Source organism: Nocardiopsis sp. SBT366 (assembly GCF_001083815.1).
GTDB classification, from domain to species: Bacteria; Actinomycetota; Actinomycetes; order Streptosporangiales; family Streptosporangiaceae; genus Nocardiopsis; species Nocardiopsis prasina.
On record NZ_LAVM01000041.1, the window covers coordinates 1 to 16,897 of the forward strand.

At 72.0% G+C, this 16,897-nt stretch carries 11 protein-coding genes; 7 read left to right on the plus strand and 4 right to left on the minus strand.

All coding sequences use genetic code 11. From position 1 onward, the window contains the following. From ADX84_RS14170 to ADX84_RS14180, 3 genes are all read left to right on the plus strand, one after another. Positions 1-846 (plus strand): HNH endonuclease signature motif containing protein (locus ADX84_RS14170; RefSeq protein ID WP_049573605.1); only part of this gene is annotated, 846 nt, incomplete at its 5' end. Positions 847-1,755: 909 nt separating this feature from the next. Continuing rightward, a complete protein-coding gene (locus ADX84_RS14175) occupies positions 1,756-2,424 on the plus strand; it encodes a response regulator transcription factor (RefSeq protein ID WP_049573608.1) in 669 nt (222 codons plus the stop codon). A gap of 3 nt (positions 2,425-2,427) precedes the next feature. Beyond that, on the plus strand, positions 2,428-3,834 hold the full coding sequence (locus tag ADX84_RS14180) for a HAMP domain-containing sensor histidine kinase (protein WP_049573611.1): 1,407 nt from the start codon (positions 2,428-2,430) through the stop codon (positions 3,832-3,834). Between the two features lie 15 nt (positions 3,835-3,849). Here ADX84_RS14180 and ADX84_RS14185 read toward each other — a convergent pair whose 3' ends face one another. After that, on the minus strand, positions 3,850-4,857 hold the full coding sequence (locus tag ADX84_RS14185) for a TAXI family TRAP transporter solute-binding subunit (protein WP_049573614.1): 1,008 nt from the start codon (positions 4,855-4,857) through the stop codon (positions 3,850-3,852). Between the two features lie 254 nt (positions 4,858-5,111). Between ADX84_RS14185 and ADX84_RS14190 the strand changes: the two genes are divergently transcribed. The 4 genes from ADX84_RS14190 to atzF all read left to right on the plus strand — a co-directional run bounded on the left by ADX84_RS14190 (position 5,112) and on the right by atzF (position 13,023). Beyond that, positions 5,112-6,674 (plus strand): DASS family sodium-coupled anion symporter, encoded by a 1,563-nt coding sequence (locus ADX84_RS14190; RefSeq protein ID WP_049573617.1) that lies wholly within the window; start codon positions 5,112-5,114, stop codon positions 6,672-6,674. 250 nt (positions 6,675-6,924) lie between these two features. Beyond that, positions 6,925-7,647, plus strand: a complete 723-nt coding sequence (locus tag ADX84_RS14195; protein WP_049573621.1) for a GntR family transcriptional regulator — start codon at positions 6,925-6,927, stop codon at positions 7,645-7,647. Positions 7,648-7,684: 37 nt separating this feature from the next. Beyond that, positions 7,685-11,305 (plus strand): urea carboxylase, encoded by a 3,621-nt coding sequence (gene uca, locus ADX84_RS14200; protein ID WP_049573626.1) that lies wholly within the window; start codon positions 7,685-7,687, stop codon positions 11,303-11,305. Beyond that, the gene (atzF, locus tag ADX84_RS14205; RefSeq protein ID WP_049573628.1) at positions 11,305-13,023 is read left to right on the plus strand and encodes an allophanate hydrolase; all 1,719 of its coding nucleotides are present in this window, start codon (positions 11,305-11,307) and stop codon (positions 13,021-13,023) included. The genes uca and atzF overlap by 1 nt, the downstream gene beginning before the upstream one ends. Positions 13,024-13,041: 18 nt before the next feature. Here the strand turns inward: atzF and ADX84_RS14210 are convergent, their stop codons facing one another. The 3 genes from ADX84_RS14210 to ADX84_RS14220 form a co-directional block, all read right to left on the minus strand. Then, positions 13,042-14,244: an MFS transporter gene (locus ADX84_RS14210; RefSeq protein ID WP_049573631.1), complete on the minus strand. Its 1,203-nt coding sequence runs from the start codon at positions 14,242-14,244 to the stop codon at positions 13,042-13,044. Beyond that, a complete protein-coding gene (locus ADX84_RS14215; protein ID WP_234003966.1) occupies positions 14,241-14,930 on the minus strand; it encodes a FadR/GntR family transcriptional regulator in 690 nt (229 codons plus the stop codon). Before ADX84_RS14215 ends, ADX84_RS14210 begins: the two co-directional genes overlap by 4 nt. Before the next feature lie 225 nt (positions 14,931-15,155). Beyond that, the gene (locus ADX84_RS14220) at positions 15,156-16,682 is read right to left on the minus strand and encodes a DEAD/DEAH box helicase (protein WP_049573640.1); all 1,527 of its coding nucleotides are present in this window, start codon (positions 16,680-16,682) and stop codon (positions 15,156-15,158) included. Positions 16,683-16,897 lie beyond the last annotated feature (215 nt).

Here is a 16,897-nt window from a genome sequence, read left to right on the forward strand (position 1 = left end):
TCCTTCAAGGAGGAACGCCCCAACGCCTCCGTTGCCTCCCTGGCCCGGGCCGCCCAGCAGCTCAGCGCCCGCCTGGATCCTGAGGGTGTGGAGCGCGAGCACGAGGCCGCCCACGCCAACCGGGGCGCGACCCTGGCGCGGACCTTCGGCGGGAGCTTCCTGTTCCAGGCCTGGGGTTCGGCCGCTGACGCGCTGCGTCTTGAGGCCGTGTTGGAGGGCTACCCCAACCCCCACAACCCCCAGGACGGGTTGTCGCCTGCCCAGCGGGGCTTTGACGCGTTCATGAACGCGGTGGGCCTGGCCCAGACCCATCACGGGTGTGAGAAGCCCTCGACGCCGGCCGCGCTCATCACCATTCTCATCCCCGCCACGACCCTGGCCGGGGTGGGTGGGGATGATGTGGCCGCTACCCAGAACGGGCAGGTGGTCCCGACCACCGCTGTGCGGGAGTTGCTGGGGGAGAGCTTGGTGCGTCACCTGATGGTGGAGCACAAGAGCGGCGCGGTGTTGGATGTGGGGCACGAGTACCGCACGGCTACCCCGCAGATCAAGGCGGCCGCCTACCTGGGGCACACCACCTGCGCCTGGCAGTACGGGTGTGATGTGCCCCTGAAGTGGACGCAGGCCGATCACATCGTGGAGTGGTGGCAGGGCGGACGTACCAGTGCTGAGAACATCCAGCCCTTGTGTTCGACCCATAACCGGCTCAAGCACCGGTGGGGGCTGCGCCGGGACAAGAGGATGTGGTCCGGCCGCAACCGAGGCCACCCACCCCGACCGCCGGGCCCGCCGGGACCGGCGGGACCGCCGGGCTGGATACCGCCTCCCCGCACACCACGCGAATGACCCCGCCCCCGGCGCCCCTTACTCCCGCACGCCCCAAACCTGCACACGCCCCCCAGGCCCGCACCCAGGCCCTGAGAGGAACGCCGTCATGCCCACACCCAACATCGCCGCCCAGACCCCCGCCCAGGGCGGGGACGGGCAGCACCTTCCCAACCCGAGGACCACCAACCCCGAGCCAGCGCTCTCCCTCGCCGAGGCTCTTCCGTCCGGGCCAATGACCAGCCGCAACACGCAACCCGTTGAACACCGAGGTGGGGACCACCCCTCCTTCGCTGCCCCCGTGCCGTTCGGGGGAATGACCAGCCGCGACACGCGACTCGTTGCGCACCGGCGCGGGGACGCACCCTCCTTCGCTGCCGCAGTTGCGTCCGGGCGAGTGACCAGCCACGACACGCAACACGTCGCACACCGAGGTCGGGACGCACCCGCCCTCGCTGACGCTCTTCCGTCCCGGCGAACGACCAGCCACGACACCCAACACGTTGAACACGGCGCGGGGACGCACCCGCCCTCGCTGCCGCAGTTCCGTCCGGGCCAATGACCCGCCGCGACACCCAACACGTTGAACACCGACGCGAGGACCCACCTTCCTTCGCTGATGCTTTTCCAGTTTCGTGAGTGGCGAAGAGGAGAGTTCAGTGGGTGGGCAAGAGATAGGCACTCCCGTGTGCGGGCCGAGGTGCCCGTCCAGCGGCACTTGGAGGTCCCCAAGAGCGGCGCCCAGTCCCCCGCTGGCCCCCGCTGGCCTCCCTCTGACCTTGAGGTCACTCTCTCCACACCAGACGTGCGGCCACCGAGGGGATCCACGTCCATCCCGGTGACCTCGCGGGCGCACTCGCGCGACCACGGGCGGGAGCGAACGCGTGCCGGTGGGGCGACCACCTCGGTCTCTGCCTACTATGGCTAGCCATGCGTATTCTCGTGGTCGAGGACGATGACCGGGTGGCTCGCGGGCTGGTCACCGCGCTCCGGGCAGCCTCCTTCGACGTACAGCGGGTGGCCACGGCCGAGCGAGCCCTGTCGGCGCCCTCGGCCGACGTGGTCCTGCTTGACCTCGGCCTGCCCGACGCGGACGGGATCGACCTGCTGCGGCGGCTCCGGGAACGACCGCAGACCGCGATCATCGCCGTCACGGCCCGGGGCGAGGAACGCGACCGGGTCCGGGGTCTGCGCGCGGGCGCCGACGACTACGTGGTCAAGCCCTTCGGGGTCGCCGAACTCCTGGCGCGTATCGACGCTGTGCTGCGCCGCACCCGGACGGCCCGGGCCGAGCCCGAACGGGTCGACCCGCCGCTGCGGGTCGGTGAGCTGACCCTCGATGTGAACCTGCGGGAGGCGCACATGGGAGCCGAACCCCTGCCGCTGACACGCAAGGAGTTCGACCTGCTGCGTCTGCTGGTGGAGCGATCCCCCCGCGTGGTCGCCCGGGACCAGATCCTCGACCAGGTGTGGGGCGCCGCCTGGGAGGCCTCCTCCCGCACCCTCGACACCCACATCGCCTCTCTGCGCGCCAAGATCGGCGCCACCCCGCGCATTCGCACGGTGCGCGGTGTGGGCTACATGCTCGACGAGGCCTGACCCGTGCTCCGGCGTCTCCTGACCATCCTGCTCCCGATCGCCTTCGTGCTGGTCGGCGCGGTCCTGGTACCGATCGCGACGGTCATCGCCCAGCAGCAGACCCAGGCCGTGTACGTCGACCGCCTCGGCGACGCGGGCCGGTTCGCCTCGCTGGCGGGAACGGCTCTTCAGGCCGAGCGGAGCAACGCCCTCACCCAGGAGATGTCCCGGTACGAGCAGCTCTACGGCATCCCCGTGGTGCTGGTAGCCCCCGACGGCGAGGTCGTCGCGGGCTCGGGGGAACGGGACCGGATGCGTGAGTTGGTCGCGGACGTGGGAATGGACTCCGTGATCTCCGTGGCGCTGGCGGGAGAGCGCCCTGAGCCGCCCACAACGGTGTGGCCCTGGCGCTCGGACCCGCTGGTGATCGCCGAACCCATCGGCCGGGACAGCGAGGTGGCCGGGGCGGTGGTGCTGGTCTCGCCCACCGACGTCCTGGGCGCGAGGATCCTCACGACCTGGGGTTGGATGACGCTGTTCAGCGTGGTGCCGCTGGGACTCCTGGTGATGGCCTCGCTGCCCCTGTCGCGCTGGGTCCTCCAGCCCATCCATCGGCTGGACGCGGCGACCACGAAGGTGACCTCGGGGGATCTGGACGTCCACGTGGACGCCGAGAGCGGACCGCCGGAGCTGCGGCGGCTCACCGACTCCTTCAACACCATGGTGGGGGTGGTGCGCCGCGCCCTGGAACGCCAGCGCTCCTTCGTCTCCGAGGCCTCCCACCAGCTCCGCAACCCCCTGGCCAGTCTGCGGCTCTCGGTGGAGAACCTGTCTCCGTACCTCAGTGGTGCCGAGGCTCGAGAGGCACATGAGATCGCGATCGACGAGGCCACCGCGATGAACCGCATGCTGAACTCGCTCCTGGCCGCCACCCGTTTGGAGAGCGTGACCGGCTCCGAGGTGGTGGAGGTCGCCGGGCTCGTCGACACCCGGGTCGCCCGCTGGAACGCGCTGGGGGAGTCCCGTGGCATCGAGGTGAGCACGGACCTGCCCGACCACCTGTGGGCGCACGCCCCGGCGGGCGGGCTGGGCAGCATCCTGGACGAGCTGGTCAGCAACGCGCTGAGGTTGTCCGGCGGCACCCGGATCGAGGTGCGCGCGGAGGACGGAGAACAGGTGCGGATCGGGGTCCTGGACAACGGTGTGGGCCTGCCGAAGGAGGAACGCGAGGCCGCCCTGGACCGGTTCTGGCGCTCCCCGAGCCAACAGAACACCGAGGGCACAGGTCTGGGGCTGCCCATCGTCGCGGAGCTGGTCCGGGAGTCGGGAGGTCTCCTCAAACTGGGTGACGGCCTCGCAGAAGGCGAGCGGCGCGGGTTCGGTGTGATCATCACGCTGCCGTCAGCGCCGTCGCCCCTGGTGGATGACTGAGCGGGGTGCGTCCCCTCAGCTCGTGGGGAACTCGGAGGGGAACAGCGGGTGGGCCGGGGTGTCGGTGCCCTCGGACGCGGGTTTGTTGTCCCGATACCACTGCTCGGCCCCGGCATGCAGCGGCACCACCCCCGTGGAGATCCCGGTCCGCACGTTGATCTGCGCGGCCTCGGGGCGCTGCTCCGCCAGCTGCGGCGCTCCCGTGTACACCGTGTCGGTCACCGCGTAAACGAGCTGCTCGGGGAGGTCCTCGCGGCACAGGAGCAGGTTCGGGATGGACATGGTGGGGCAGGCCGGTATCCCGCTGTAGGTGGTGGCCGGGATGGACGCGGGGAAGTACGACTCCGGGTACACGGTGACCATTTCGTTGGCGGGTCCGGCGAGGTCCACCAGACGCAGGGGAGTCTCTTCCGCGAGGTCGGCGATGGCAGGGGTGGGCAACCCGGTTAGGGAGAACATCGCGTCGATCTCCCCGGAGGCGAGCGCGGCCGCCGAGTTGGCCTGGTTGATCCGGACCGGTACGGGACGCACCCCCGTGACCTCCATGATCTGCCGGGCGGTGAACTCCGTCCCGGAGTTGACCGCGCCCACGGACACCCGCAGCCCCTCTATGTCGGCGAGCGAGCGCACGGGGGAGTCGGCGGGTACGACCAGGTGCACGAAGCTGTCGTAGAGCCGCCCCACGGCCTGGATGGAGGAGGCCTCCGTGGCGATGTCGGTCGCGAGGATCGAGTCCAGGTTGGCCAGACCGAGGTCGGCGTCGCCCGCGCCGAGGAGGATGAGGTTGTCGTGGGAGGCGCCGGTCTCCACACTGTCCACCCTCTGGTCGGGCAACCTCTGGTCAAGGAGCCGGGCGATGGCTCCTCCGATCTCACGGTAGACGGCGCCGGGTGGGCCGGTGGCGACCACGATCCGGTCGATCCCCGGGGCGGGGTCCTTTGTGCAACCGCTCACGACCGTGGTGGTGAGCGCCCCGAGGGCACCCAGGAGCACCACACGTCTACTCGGTCCGGTTGATCGCATACACGCAGCTTAGGCGGGGTCGTGTAGGGGACGGGAGGCCGAGGTCGCCTCACCGCGTGTCCCAGGACACACACTCAAAGTGGCCCAATGTCAGAGGAACCCCAAGAAATGGAGAGTTACTTTGCACACACGATGGTGTGACCACACCATCTGGGGAGTTGAGAGGTAACTCGGAGGTCATCTCGCGGCAACACGCGGGTCGCACCTCCGAAAACGGGCACTCCGCAGAGTCGGCGCCCACGGAGGAGGTACCCATGACAGCCCAGAAGGGCGTCGAAGCCCCCGACAGTTCGTCGGTCCAGAGCGAGGAGGACTCCTCGTCGGGGATGACCCGCGGTCGTCTGATCGGGCTCATCGTCGGTCCGCTGGTCGGTTTGGCCATCTTCCTGGCGATGCCGGAGATGCCGCTGCCGCTCGGAGACGGTGAGACCGAGGCGGTCCTGTCCGTCAACGGCGCCGTCGTCGCGGCGATCACCGCGTGGATCGCGATCTGGTGGGCCACCGAGGCCCTGCCGATCCCGGTGACCTCGCTGCTCCCGCTGGTGCTCTTCCCACTGATGGTCGAGGGCGCCGCGATCGGCGATGTCGCCTCCTCCTACGGTTCCGACACGATCTTCCTGTTCATGGGCGGCTTCATGCTGGCCCTGGCCATGCAGAAGTGGAACCTCCACAAGCGGATCGCCCTGACGATCGTCTCGAAGGTCGGCTCCAACACGGTCGGTCTCATCGGTGGCTTCATGATCGCCACCGGGTTCATCACCATGTGGGTGTCCAACACCGCCACCGCAGTGATGATGCTGCCGGTCGGCCTCTCCGTGATCGCGCTGATCACCCAGTTCCGCGGTGGCCGCACGGACGCGAACTTCGCCACCGCCCTGATGCTGGGCATCGCCTACTCGTCGTCGATCGGCTCGGTCGCGACCCTCATCGGTACCCCGCCCAACGTCCTGATGGTCGGCTACCTCAAGGACAACCACGACATCAGCATCGGCTTCGGCCAGTGGATGATGGCCGGTGTGCCGCTGGCCGCCGTGTTCATGCTGATCGCCTGGTTCGTGCTGACCCGCCTGTTCAAGCCCGCCGTGAAGAAGGTCGAGGGCGCGCAGGAGCTCATCGGCGATGAACTCGCCAAGATGGGCGCCATGTCCAAGGGCGAGAAGCTGGTGCTGGGCGTCTTCGCCTTCGCCGCGCTCTCCTGGATCTTCATCCCGATGATCGCTGACCTGGGCCCGGTCGCCTCCGTCGCCCCGTGGCTCGGCAGCGTCACTGACGCCGGTATCGCGATGACCGTGGCGGTCCTGCTCTTCCTGATCCCCGTAGACCGCAAGACGCAGCTGATGGACTGGGAGACCGCCGTCAAGCTGCCCTGGGGCATCCTGCTGCTGTTCGGTGGCGGTCTGGCCATCTCCGCGCAGTTCACCTCGACCGGGCTGAGCGCCTGGGTCGGCAGCCAGGTCTCCTTCCTGTCGGGAGTGCCCGTCTGGGTCCTGATCCTGGCCGTCACGGCGTTGGTCCTCTTCCTCACCGAGCTCACCAGCAACACGGCCACCGCTGCCACCTTCCTGCCGATCATGGGCGGTGTCGCGATGGGTATGGACATGGACGTCCTCGCCCTCGTGGTCCCGGTCGCGCTCGCCGCCACCATGGCGTTCATGCTGCCGGTGGCCACCCCGCCCAACGCGATCGCGTTCGGCTCGGGCTACGTCAAGATCGGCGAGATGATCAAGGGCGGCCTCTGGCTCAACCTCGCGGCCCTGTTCCTGGTGCTCGGCACCATGTACGGCCTGATGACCTGGGCCCTGGGGATCTCCCTGTAGCAGCACCGACCACGGGCCGCCCGAAGCAGAGACGGGCGGCCCCTCCCCGGGGCGGTGGTTCCGACCACCGCGAGGAACACCGTCCCGGAACTCCCAGGAGCGCCCCTTCCGACCCCGTCACCGTTCGACGGGAGCCGGGAGGGGCGCTCTTCTCGTGTCCCGGCGGTTTCACGGGCACGAAACACGGGGCAACCCGGGTTTCACCGCGCGACAGCCTCCCTGAAACAGGGGCTTCCTAGCGTCGGGGCCCATGGACACACCGCTGTATACACGGGCTGTCGACGCGGGGGCCGCAACCCCCTCCCGCCGTGACCGCGTCCACGCCCTGATCCGCGAGGAGGTCCTGAGCGGCCGCCTCACGCCGCACACCCGCCTGGGCGAGGTCCGGCTCGCCGAGCGCTTCGGGGTATCCCGTACCCCCGTCCGCGAGTCCCTGGCGCGCCTGCACTCCGACGGTCTGGTCGAACGCCGCGACAACGGCTACTACGTCCGCGTCCCCAACCTCCCCGAGCTGCGCGACCTCTACGAACTGAGGGTCGTCCTCGAACTGCGCGGCATCGCCCGCGTCATGGAGGATCCCGCCCTCCGGCACGACACGGGCCTCCTGACCGCCGAACTGGAGCGCTGGGAGGGGCTGCGCGCCGCTCCTCCCGCCCCCGACCCCTCGTTCGTCCTGCTCGACGAGGCCTTCCACACCGCGCTGTCCCGGGCCTCCGGCAACGGCGCCCTCACCGAATCCCTGGTCTCGGTCAACCAGCGCATCCGCCGGGTGCGCATGCACGACTTCCGCACCGAGGACCGGATCGCCTCCACCGTCGCCGAGCACGTCGAGATCGTCGAGCTGCTGCTCGCCGACCGCCTCGACGCGGCCCACCGCGCGCTGCACGAGCACGTGGGCGCGTCCATGGAGGTCGTCCTCGAACGGGCCGGACAGGCCCTGACCCGGATGGTGCTGAGCGCCGACCAGTTCTGACCGCCACTCCCAGCCTCCGACCAGAGGGAGAGCCCCCGTGTTCGACTCCGTGCTCGTCGCCAACCGCGGTGAGATCGCCTGCCGCGTCATCCGCTCCGCCCGCGCGCTCGGCCTGCGCACCGTCGCCGTGTACTCCGACGCCGACGCGGGAGCGCCGCACACCCGCATGGCCGACGAGGCCGTGCGCCTCGGCCCGGCGCCCGCCGCCGAGAGCTACCTGAACACCGAGCGCGTCCTGGCCGCCGCGGTCGCCACCGGCGCCGGGGCCGTCCACCCCGGTTACGGGTTCCTGTCCGAGAGCGCGGAGTTCGCGCACGCGGTCGAGGCGGCCGGGCTCGTGTTCGTCGGGCCCGAGCCCCGCCACCTGGAGGAGTTCGGCGACAAGCACACCGCCCGCAAGGCCGCGGCCGCCGCCGGGCTCCCGATGGTTCCGGGCAGCGAGCCCCTCCCCGACGTCGAGCGGGCCGTGGCCGCCGCCGAGGAGATCGGCTATCCGGTCATCCTCAAGTCCACCTCGGGCGGCGGCGGGATCGGGCTGCGCCCCTGTTTCGACGAAGGGGCGCTGCGCTCCGCCTTCGACCAGGTCAGCCGCCTCGCGCGAACCCACTTCGGCGGTGGCGGGGTGTTCGTCGAGCGGTTCGTCTCCCGGGCCCGCCATGTGGAGGTGCAGGTCTTCGGCGACGGCCACGGCGGCGTGGTCACCCTGGGGGACCGCGACTGCTCGCTCCAACGCCGCAACCAGAAGGTGGTGGAGGAGGCGCCCGCACCCGACCTCCCCGACGCCCTGCGGGCCGAACTCCACCGCACCGCCCGCGCGCTCTGCGCGGGGGTGTCCTACCGCAGCGCCGGAACGGTCGAGTTCGTCCACGACGTCGAGCGCGGTGAGGCCTCCTTCCTGGAGGTCAACACGCGCCTCCAGGTGGAGCACCCGGTGACGGAGGAGATCGCCGGGGTGGACCTGGTCGCGTGGATGCTGCGCCTGGCGCGCGGCGAGGACGTGCTCGCGGGGATCCCGCCCGAGGGCCCGGCCCGCACCGGCCACGCCGTGGAGGCCCGTGTGTACGCGGAGGACCCGGCGCACGACTTCCGGCCCAGTTCCGGGCTGCTCACCCGGGTGGAGGCCCCCGCAGACGTCCGCGTGGACGGCTGGGTGGAGGCGGGGCAGCGGGTGACCAGCGACTACGACCCCCTGCTCGCCAAGGTCATCGTGCGCGGAAGTGACCGCGAGGACGCGCTGAACCGGCTCGGCCACGCCCTGGCCGGGGTGCGGATCGACGGGGTGCAGACCAACCTCGGCCTGCTGCGCGCCCTGAGTGTCCACGAGGACGTGCGCGCGGCCACGCACACCACCGCCACCTGCGCGACGGTCGGCGACCCGGAACCTCGGGTCGAGGTGGAGCGCTCGGGCACCCTCACGACCGTTCAGGACTTCCCTGGCCGTACGGGGTACTGGCAGGTGGGCGTGCCCCCGTCGGGAGCCATGGACGACCTCTCGCTGCGCCTGGGCAACACCGCTCTGGGCAACCCGGAGGGCGCCCCGGGCCTGGAGTGCACGATGGAGGGTCCGTCGCTGCGCTTCACCCACGCCACCACCGTGTGCGTGACCGGGGCACCCGCCGACGTGACCGTGGACGGAGTCCCCGTACCCCGATGGGAGCCGGTCGAGGTGCCCTCTGGGGGCCTGCTGGACGTCGGGGCGGCCCCGGGGCCGGGTATGCGCACCTACGTGCTTTTCCGGGGCGGTCTGGACGTTCCCGAGTACCTGGGCAGCGCGGCCACGTTCACCGCCGGTGAGTACGGCGGGCACGCGGGCCGGGCCCTGCGCCCGGGCGACGTGCTCCGCGTGGCCCCGACCGGCGCCGACCAGGCCGCGGCCTCCCCAGTGCCCGAGGAGAGACGTCCCCGGTTCCCGGACACCACCGCAGGGGAGCCGCCCCGCGACGGCACGCACTGGGACGTGGAGGTCTCCGAGGGGCCGCACGCCGCACCGGAGTTCCTCACCCGGGAGGGCCTGGCCGACTTCCTCGCCACCTCCTGGCGGGTCCATCCGCAGTCCGCCCGCAACGGCGTCCGCCTGTCCGGACCCAAGCAGACCTGGGCCCGTCCGGACGGCGGTCAGGCCGGACTGCACCCCTCCAACGTGCACGACACCGCGTACTCCGTGGGCGCCGTCAACCTCTCCGGAGACACCCCGGTGCTCCTCGGTCCGGACGGCCCCAGCCTCGGCGGGTTCGTCTGCCCGGTCACCGTGGTCTCCGGCTCCCGGTGGAAGATCGGCCAGCTGCGCCCCGGCGACACCGTGCGGTTCCGTCCGGTCACCGAGGTCGCCGCCGAGCGGCTGCACACGGAGCCGACGGCCGCGCCGCTCCTGCGCCTGACCGGCGCGGACGGCGACGACGGCGTCCTGGCCCGCGTCCCCGCTGGTGAGGGCACCCCCGAGGTCACCTACCGCCGGGGTGGCCACGACAACCTCCTGGTCGAGTACGGCCCGATGGTGCTCGACCTCGGCCTGCGCATGCGGGTACACGCCCTCATGGCGGCCCTGGACCGGCACGCGCCCGCGGGGATCGTGGACACCACACCCGGTGTGCGCTCCCTGCACCTGCACACCGACCCGGAGGTGCTGCCGCTGCGCACGCTGCTGGGGGTGCTCCTGGAGATCGAGGCGGGGCTGCCGCCCACCTCCCGCCTGCGGGTGCCCAGCCGCACCCTGCGCCTGCCGATGTCCTTCGACGACCCCTCCATCCACGAGGCCATCGCGCGCTACGGCACCGGCGTGCGCGACGACGCCCCCTGGAACCCCGACAACATCGAGTTCATCCGCCGCGTCAACGGCCTGGACTCCGTGGAGCGCGTGCGGGAGATCGTCTTCGACGCCTCCTACCTGGTACTCGGCCTGGGCGACGTGTACCTGGGCGCTCCCGCCGCGACCCCGCTGGACCCGCGACACCGCCTGGTCACCACCAAGTACAGCCCCGCGCGGACCTGGACCCCCGAGGCCGGAGTGGGGATCGGCGGCGCGTACCTGTGCGTGTACGGCATGGAGAGCCCCGGCGGCTACCAGCTGATCGGCCGCACCGTGCCGATCTGGTCCGGGCTGCGCCAGTACGGACAGTTCGAACCGGGAACCCCCTGGTTGCTGCGGTTCTTCGACCGGATCACCTGGTACCCCGTGGAGGCCGAGGAACTCCTGGACATCCGCGCGGACCTGCTCGCCGGGCGCCACGAACTCCGGATCACCCAGGGTGAGTTCGTGCTCGCCGACCACGAACGCTTCCTGGCCGAGAACGCGGAGTCCATCCGGGAGTTCGAGAGCCGACGGGAGGCGGCCTTCGAGGAGGAACGGCTGCGGTGGGAGGCGGCGGGCGAGTTCGAGGACCGCCCCGAACCCGAGCCGGTCGCACACGAGGAGCTGACCCCACCGCCCGGATCGACCCTCGTGGAGGCGCCCCTGTCCGCGAGTGTGTGGAAGGTGGACGTGGAACCGGGGCAGACCGTGGAGGAGGGACAGCCCGTCGTGCGCCTGGAGGCCATGAAGCTGGAGGTGGTGGTGCGGGCGCCCGTCGCCGGAACCGTCACCGAGGTCCTGGTCGGCCCCGGACAGAGACTGGACCCGGGCCGAGCCGTGGCCGTCATCGCCGAGGAAGGGACCGCCTGATGCCCACCCCCACCGAGCGCGTACGCGCCGCCTACCGACGGATCGCCGAGGCCGACCGGCCGGAGGTGTGGATCACCCTGCGACCCGAGGAGGAGGTGGTGGCGGAGGCCGGGGCACTGGAGGAGCGCCTGGCCGCGGCCGCCGGGACACCGGAGGCCGAGCGGATTGCGTTGGCCGGGACGCTCGTGGCGGTCAAGGACAACATCGACGTCGCGGGCCTGCCCACCACAGCCGCGCACCCGGGGTTCGCGCGCACGCCCGACGTGAGCGCGACCGCGGTGGAACGCCTGGTGGAGGCCGGCGCGCTGGTGCTGGGCAAGACCAACATGGACCAGTTCGCCACCGGGCTCGTTGGTACCCGCAGCCCCTACGGCGCCGTCCGCAACGCCCTCGACCCCGCCCGGATCTCCGGCGGGTCGAGTTCGGGATCGGCCGTGGCGGTGGCCCTGGGGATCGTCGACGTCGCCCTCGGCACCGACACCGCCGGGTCCGGCCGGGTGCCCGCCGCGCTGCACGGGATCGTCGGCCTCAAGCCCACCCTCGGCCTGGTCCCCAACACGGGGGTCGTGCCCGCCGCCAGGCCCTACGACACCGTCACCGTGTTCGCGCCGGACCTGGCCACCGGCCAGCGCGCCCTGGCCGTGGTGACCGGGCCTGATCCGAGGGACCCGGCCAGTCGCGGTTGGCCCGCCGACGTCCGGCTGGCCCCGCGCGACCCCATCCGGATCGCGGTCCCCACGGTGGAGGGACTGGCCCCGCTCAGTGAAGCGGAACGGGAGACCTTCCAACGGGCCGTGGACCGGTTCACCGAAGCGGGGGCGGAGGTCGAGCGGGTCGACATCGCCCCGCTGCTGGAGGCCGCGCGGCTGCTGTACGACGGGGCGATCGTCGCCGAACGCCACGCCGCCGTGGGGGAGTTTCTGGAGGCGCACCGCGGGGACGGGCGCTCCGACCCCACGGTCGCCGGGATCATCCTGGCCGCCGCGGACCTCCCCGCCAGCCGACTCGCCGCCGACCAGCACCGGCTGGCCGGGTACAGGGCGACCGCGCGGGCGCTCCTGAGCGGGTTCGACGGCCTCCTGGTACCGACCACGGTCGGCCACCCGACACTGGACGAGGTGGCCGCCGACCCGGTGGGCACCAACTCCCGGCTGGGGACCTACACCAACTTCGTCAACCTCCTCGACCTCGCCGCCGTCGCGGTCCCCGCCGGTACCGCCGACGGACACCCGTTCGGGGTCACCGTGGTCACCGACGCCTTCGACGACCAGGTCGCCCTGGACCTGGCCGGGCTCCTGGTCGGGGCCGAGCCCGGCCCGGCCCTGCCCGCCAACGGGCTGGAACTGGCCGTGTTCGGCGCGCACCTGCGCGGACAGCCGCTCAACCACCAGCTCACCGACCTCGGCGCGCGGTTCGTGGAGGCCACCACGACCAGCGCCGACCACAGGATGGTGGCCCTGCGCACGACCCCGCCCAAACCGGGTCTGCTGCGGGTGGACGGCGGGGGCTCGGCGCTGCGCTGCGAGGTCTGGGAGGTCTCCCCGGCCGGGCTGGGAGCCTTCCTCGCCGCGCTGCCCGCACCGATGACACTCGGCGCGGTCACCCTCGCGGACGGCCGCACAGTGGTGGGTTTCGGCTGCGAGCCGGCCGCCGTGCCGGGAGCCGAGGACATCACCCACCACGGCGGCTGGCTCGCCTACCTGGAGTCCCTGGGGTAGCGGGGCGGCCGCGCCGGTTCAGATCCCGCGGTCGCGTCCCGCCCAGAGCGCGACCACGGTCTGGACCAGCGCCAGGCCGCCCACCAGCACCAGGACCAGATCCGTCGACCCGGTGAGCTGGATCAGCACCCCGGCCGCGACCGGCCCGCACGCGGCGAGCAGATAGCCCATGGACTGCGCCATGCCGGACAGCCGGGTGGTCTCCGTCTGGGTACGGCCGCGCAGGCCGATCAGGGACAGGGCCACCACGATCGAGCTCCCCGTGCCCGCGCCCGCCACCATGATCCACAGCGGACCCCAGGCCGGGACCCACAGCAGACCGGCCATGGCCACCACGATGAGCAGGCTCACCGCCAGGCAGGCGGGGCGCTGCTCCGCGCGCCGACCCATCAGGGTGGTGATCGCCAGCCCGGCCACCACGCCGGTGATCTGGAACGCGAACAGGTGCCACCCGGCGCTCTCCGGGCTCACGCCGCGCGCGGCCTCCACGCTGGGCAACCAGTTGATCAGCGTGAAGTAGGCGGTGGACTGGAGCCCCATGAACGCGGTGACCAGCCACGCGGTCGACGAGCGCCACACCGAGCCGGTGGGTTCGGCCGGAGTGTCGGCCGAGGCGGTGACGGGCACGCGGGAGGGCACCCAGCGCACCCGGGCGGCCCAGACCAGCAGGGCGAGCGCCACCGGGACCGCCCACAGGGCGAGGGAGGCCCGCCAGCCGCCCGCGAGCGCCGCGAGCGGAACGGACAGACCGGCGCCCAGGGCGGCGAACCCGGTCATCACCGAGGAGGACACCCCGGTGAACAGGGCGATCCGCCGTGGGTGGTCGCGCCGCAGGATCACCGGGACCAGCACGTTCCCGAAGGCGATGGCGGCACCGACCATGGCGGTGCCCAGCCACAGGGTGGCCAGGGTCGGGAGGGAGCGGACCAGGATCCCGGCGGCAAGGAGGGCCAGCGCGGCCAAGACCACCCGGTCCACTCCCCACCGGGCTGTGGGGCCGTGCACGATCGAGGAGAAGAGGGCGAAGCCGAGCAGAGGGAGCGCGGTGAGCACGCCCAGGGCGCTGTTGGACAGGCCGGTTGTGGTGCCCACGGACTCCAGGACGGGGCCGACCGAGGTCAGCGCGGGACGCAGGCAGGAGGCGATCACCAGGACCGAGCCCATGGCCAGGGCGGCGCGCGTCCAGGTGCGGGCGGGCGCCCCGGTGGTGGGGGCGCTCACTGCTCCCCGTCCTCGACGACGGCGCTGATGAACCCGAGTTCGTCGGCGAGCTCCGTGGCGATGGCGCGGGCGTGCTCGGGGGAGCCGTCCTCGATCGCGGCGAGCAGGCCCTCGTGCAGGTCGTTGAGTCCCTGTACCTCGGGCAGGGAGGTGGTGCGCCGGATGGACTCCACCACGTTCTCCCGGAGCGCGTCGTAGAGGCGGGTGAGCAGCGGGTTGTGGGCGGCCTCCACCACGGCGCGGTGGAAGCGGGAGTCGGCGGCCACGTAGGCGTCGACGTCCTCGGCGCGCTCGGCCTCGGCACGGGCGGCCACGGCCTCGCGCATGGCGTTCAGGTGGGCGTCCGTGCGGTGGCGGGCGGCGCGTTCGGCGGCGGCGACCTCCAGAACGGCGCGCACGTCAAGGACGTGTTCGAACTCGGTGCCGCCGCCCTGCCCGAGCAGACCGGTGAGCTCGTCGCTGGCCCGGACGTAGGTGCCGTCACCCACACGCGGCTCCAGGAGTCCCGCGGCGGTGAGGGCGCGCAGGGCCTCGCGGACGGTGCCCCGGCTGACCCCGAGCTCCTCGGCGAGGCGCTTCTCGCCGGGGATGCGGCTGTGGACGGCCCAGTCCCCGGCGGCGATGCGGTCCCTGAACTGCCTGCTGACCTGCACGACCAGGGGTTCGGCCCGGGTGGGCTGGGTCATGGACGTCACGGTGGCCTCCTGGTTGTCCGACATTTGCACGGTCGGTCGCGCAGGGAGTCTAGGCACCGGGCACCCGCGCCCACAAGGGCGCCCCCCCTGGCAGGGAGCCACCACCACCTCCGGGCGGCCCGCGCGGTGCCGCTCGTGGCCGGTGTGTCGAGACCTCGGACAGGTGACACGACGGAGCCCCGCCACGGACGTGACGGGGCTCGCGGAGGTCGGTGCCTAGTCCTGCGGGGCGCGACGGGGACGGCGCGGGCGGGAGGACCCACCCGAGCGCGGGGCGCCGTAGCCGCCGCCACGCGGACCACCCTGGCCGCGCGGGCCGCGCGGACGGCTCTCACGGCGCGGCTCGGCGGGCAGGCTGACCGGAACGCCGGACGGGACGCGGGCACCGGTCACGCGGGCCAGCTCCGGGTCTTCGGAGTGGCCCACCTGGGCGATCTGCGGCTCGATCCGAGCGCGGTACATCAGGCGGCTCATGTCGCGGCGCTGGTTGGGCGTCACGAGCGTGACCACGTTGCCGGACTCGCCCGCGCGGGCGGTACGGCCGCCGCGGTGCAGGTAGTCCTTGTGGTCGGTGGGCGGGTCGATGTTGACGACCAGGTCCAGCCCGTCCACGTGGATGCCGCGCGCGGCCACGTTCGTGGCGATCAGCGCGGTCACCGTGCCCTCCTTGAACTGCTTGAGGGTGCGGGTGCGCTGCGGCTGGGAACGTCCGCCGTGCAGCGGGGCCGCCCGGACGCCGCTGGCCAGCAGGTGCTGCGCCATCCGGTCCACCGCGTGCTTGGTGTCCAGGAACATGATGACCTGGCCGTCACGGGCGGCGATCGCGGTGGCGGTGGCCTGCTTGTCCGCGTGGGACACGTGCAGGAGGTGGTGCTCCATGGTGGAGACGGCGCCCTCGGACGGGTCGACCGAGTGGACGACCGGGTCCTTGAGGAAGCGGCGCACCAGCTGGTCCACGTTCCGGTCCAGGGTGGCCGAGAACAGCAGACGCTGCCCATCGGCGGGAACCTGCTCCAGGATCGCGGTGACCTGCGGCATGAAGCCCATGTCGGTCATCTGGTCGGCCTCGTCGAGCACCACGGCCTCGACCTGGTCCAGGACGCAGTCGCCGCGCTCCATCAGGTCGCGCAGACGACCCGGGGTGGCCACGACCAGCTCCACGCCCTGGCGCAGGGAGCGGGCCTGGCGGTGGATGGGCATGCCGCCCACCACGGTCGCCATGCGCACCCGCACCGAACGGGCGTAGGGCGTGAGGGAGTCGGTGACCTGCTGGGCGAGCTCACGGGTCGGCGCCAGCACCACGGCCATCGGGTGCCGCTCCTCGGCCTTGCGGCCGTCCAGACGGGCCAGCAGGGCCAGTCCGAAGGCGAGCGTCTTGCCCGAACCGGTCTGGCTGCGGCCCAGGACGTCCCGGCCGGCCAGCGAGTTCGGCAGGGTGGCCGCCTGGATCGTGGAGGGCGTGGTCAGACCCTGGCGGGTCAGCGTCTCCTTCAGCGCGGAGGGCATCTCCAGCGCCTGGAAGTCGTCCACCGGGTCCAGCCCGGGAACGACGGTCTGGGGAAGGGCGAACTCGCCGCCGGAGAAGCGCGAGCCGCCGCCCTGGCCGCCGCCGCTGCCGCGCCGGGGACCGTCGAAGGAACGACGGGGGCGCGGGCGGCCGTAGGATCCGGATCCGCCACGGGAGCCGAAGCCGGTGTTGTTGGAGGAGCGATCACGACGTGCGTTGGCACGGGGATGGTTCACAGATGACCTTTCGCCGACGACATAGGCCGGGTCGGAAGTCCACAGCACTGCTTCGGCGAGTGACACCGAAGATGCGTGGGGGAAAATACTTCGATATCCACGGCCCACGTGAAGAACTGGGGGTCGTGGCGGGCGAACCGGTGCCTGTCGGAGAACGACTGCCAGAAGACCGGCTCTGGGAACGGCATCGTGGTGATCTCATCCGAAGAAGTCCA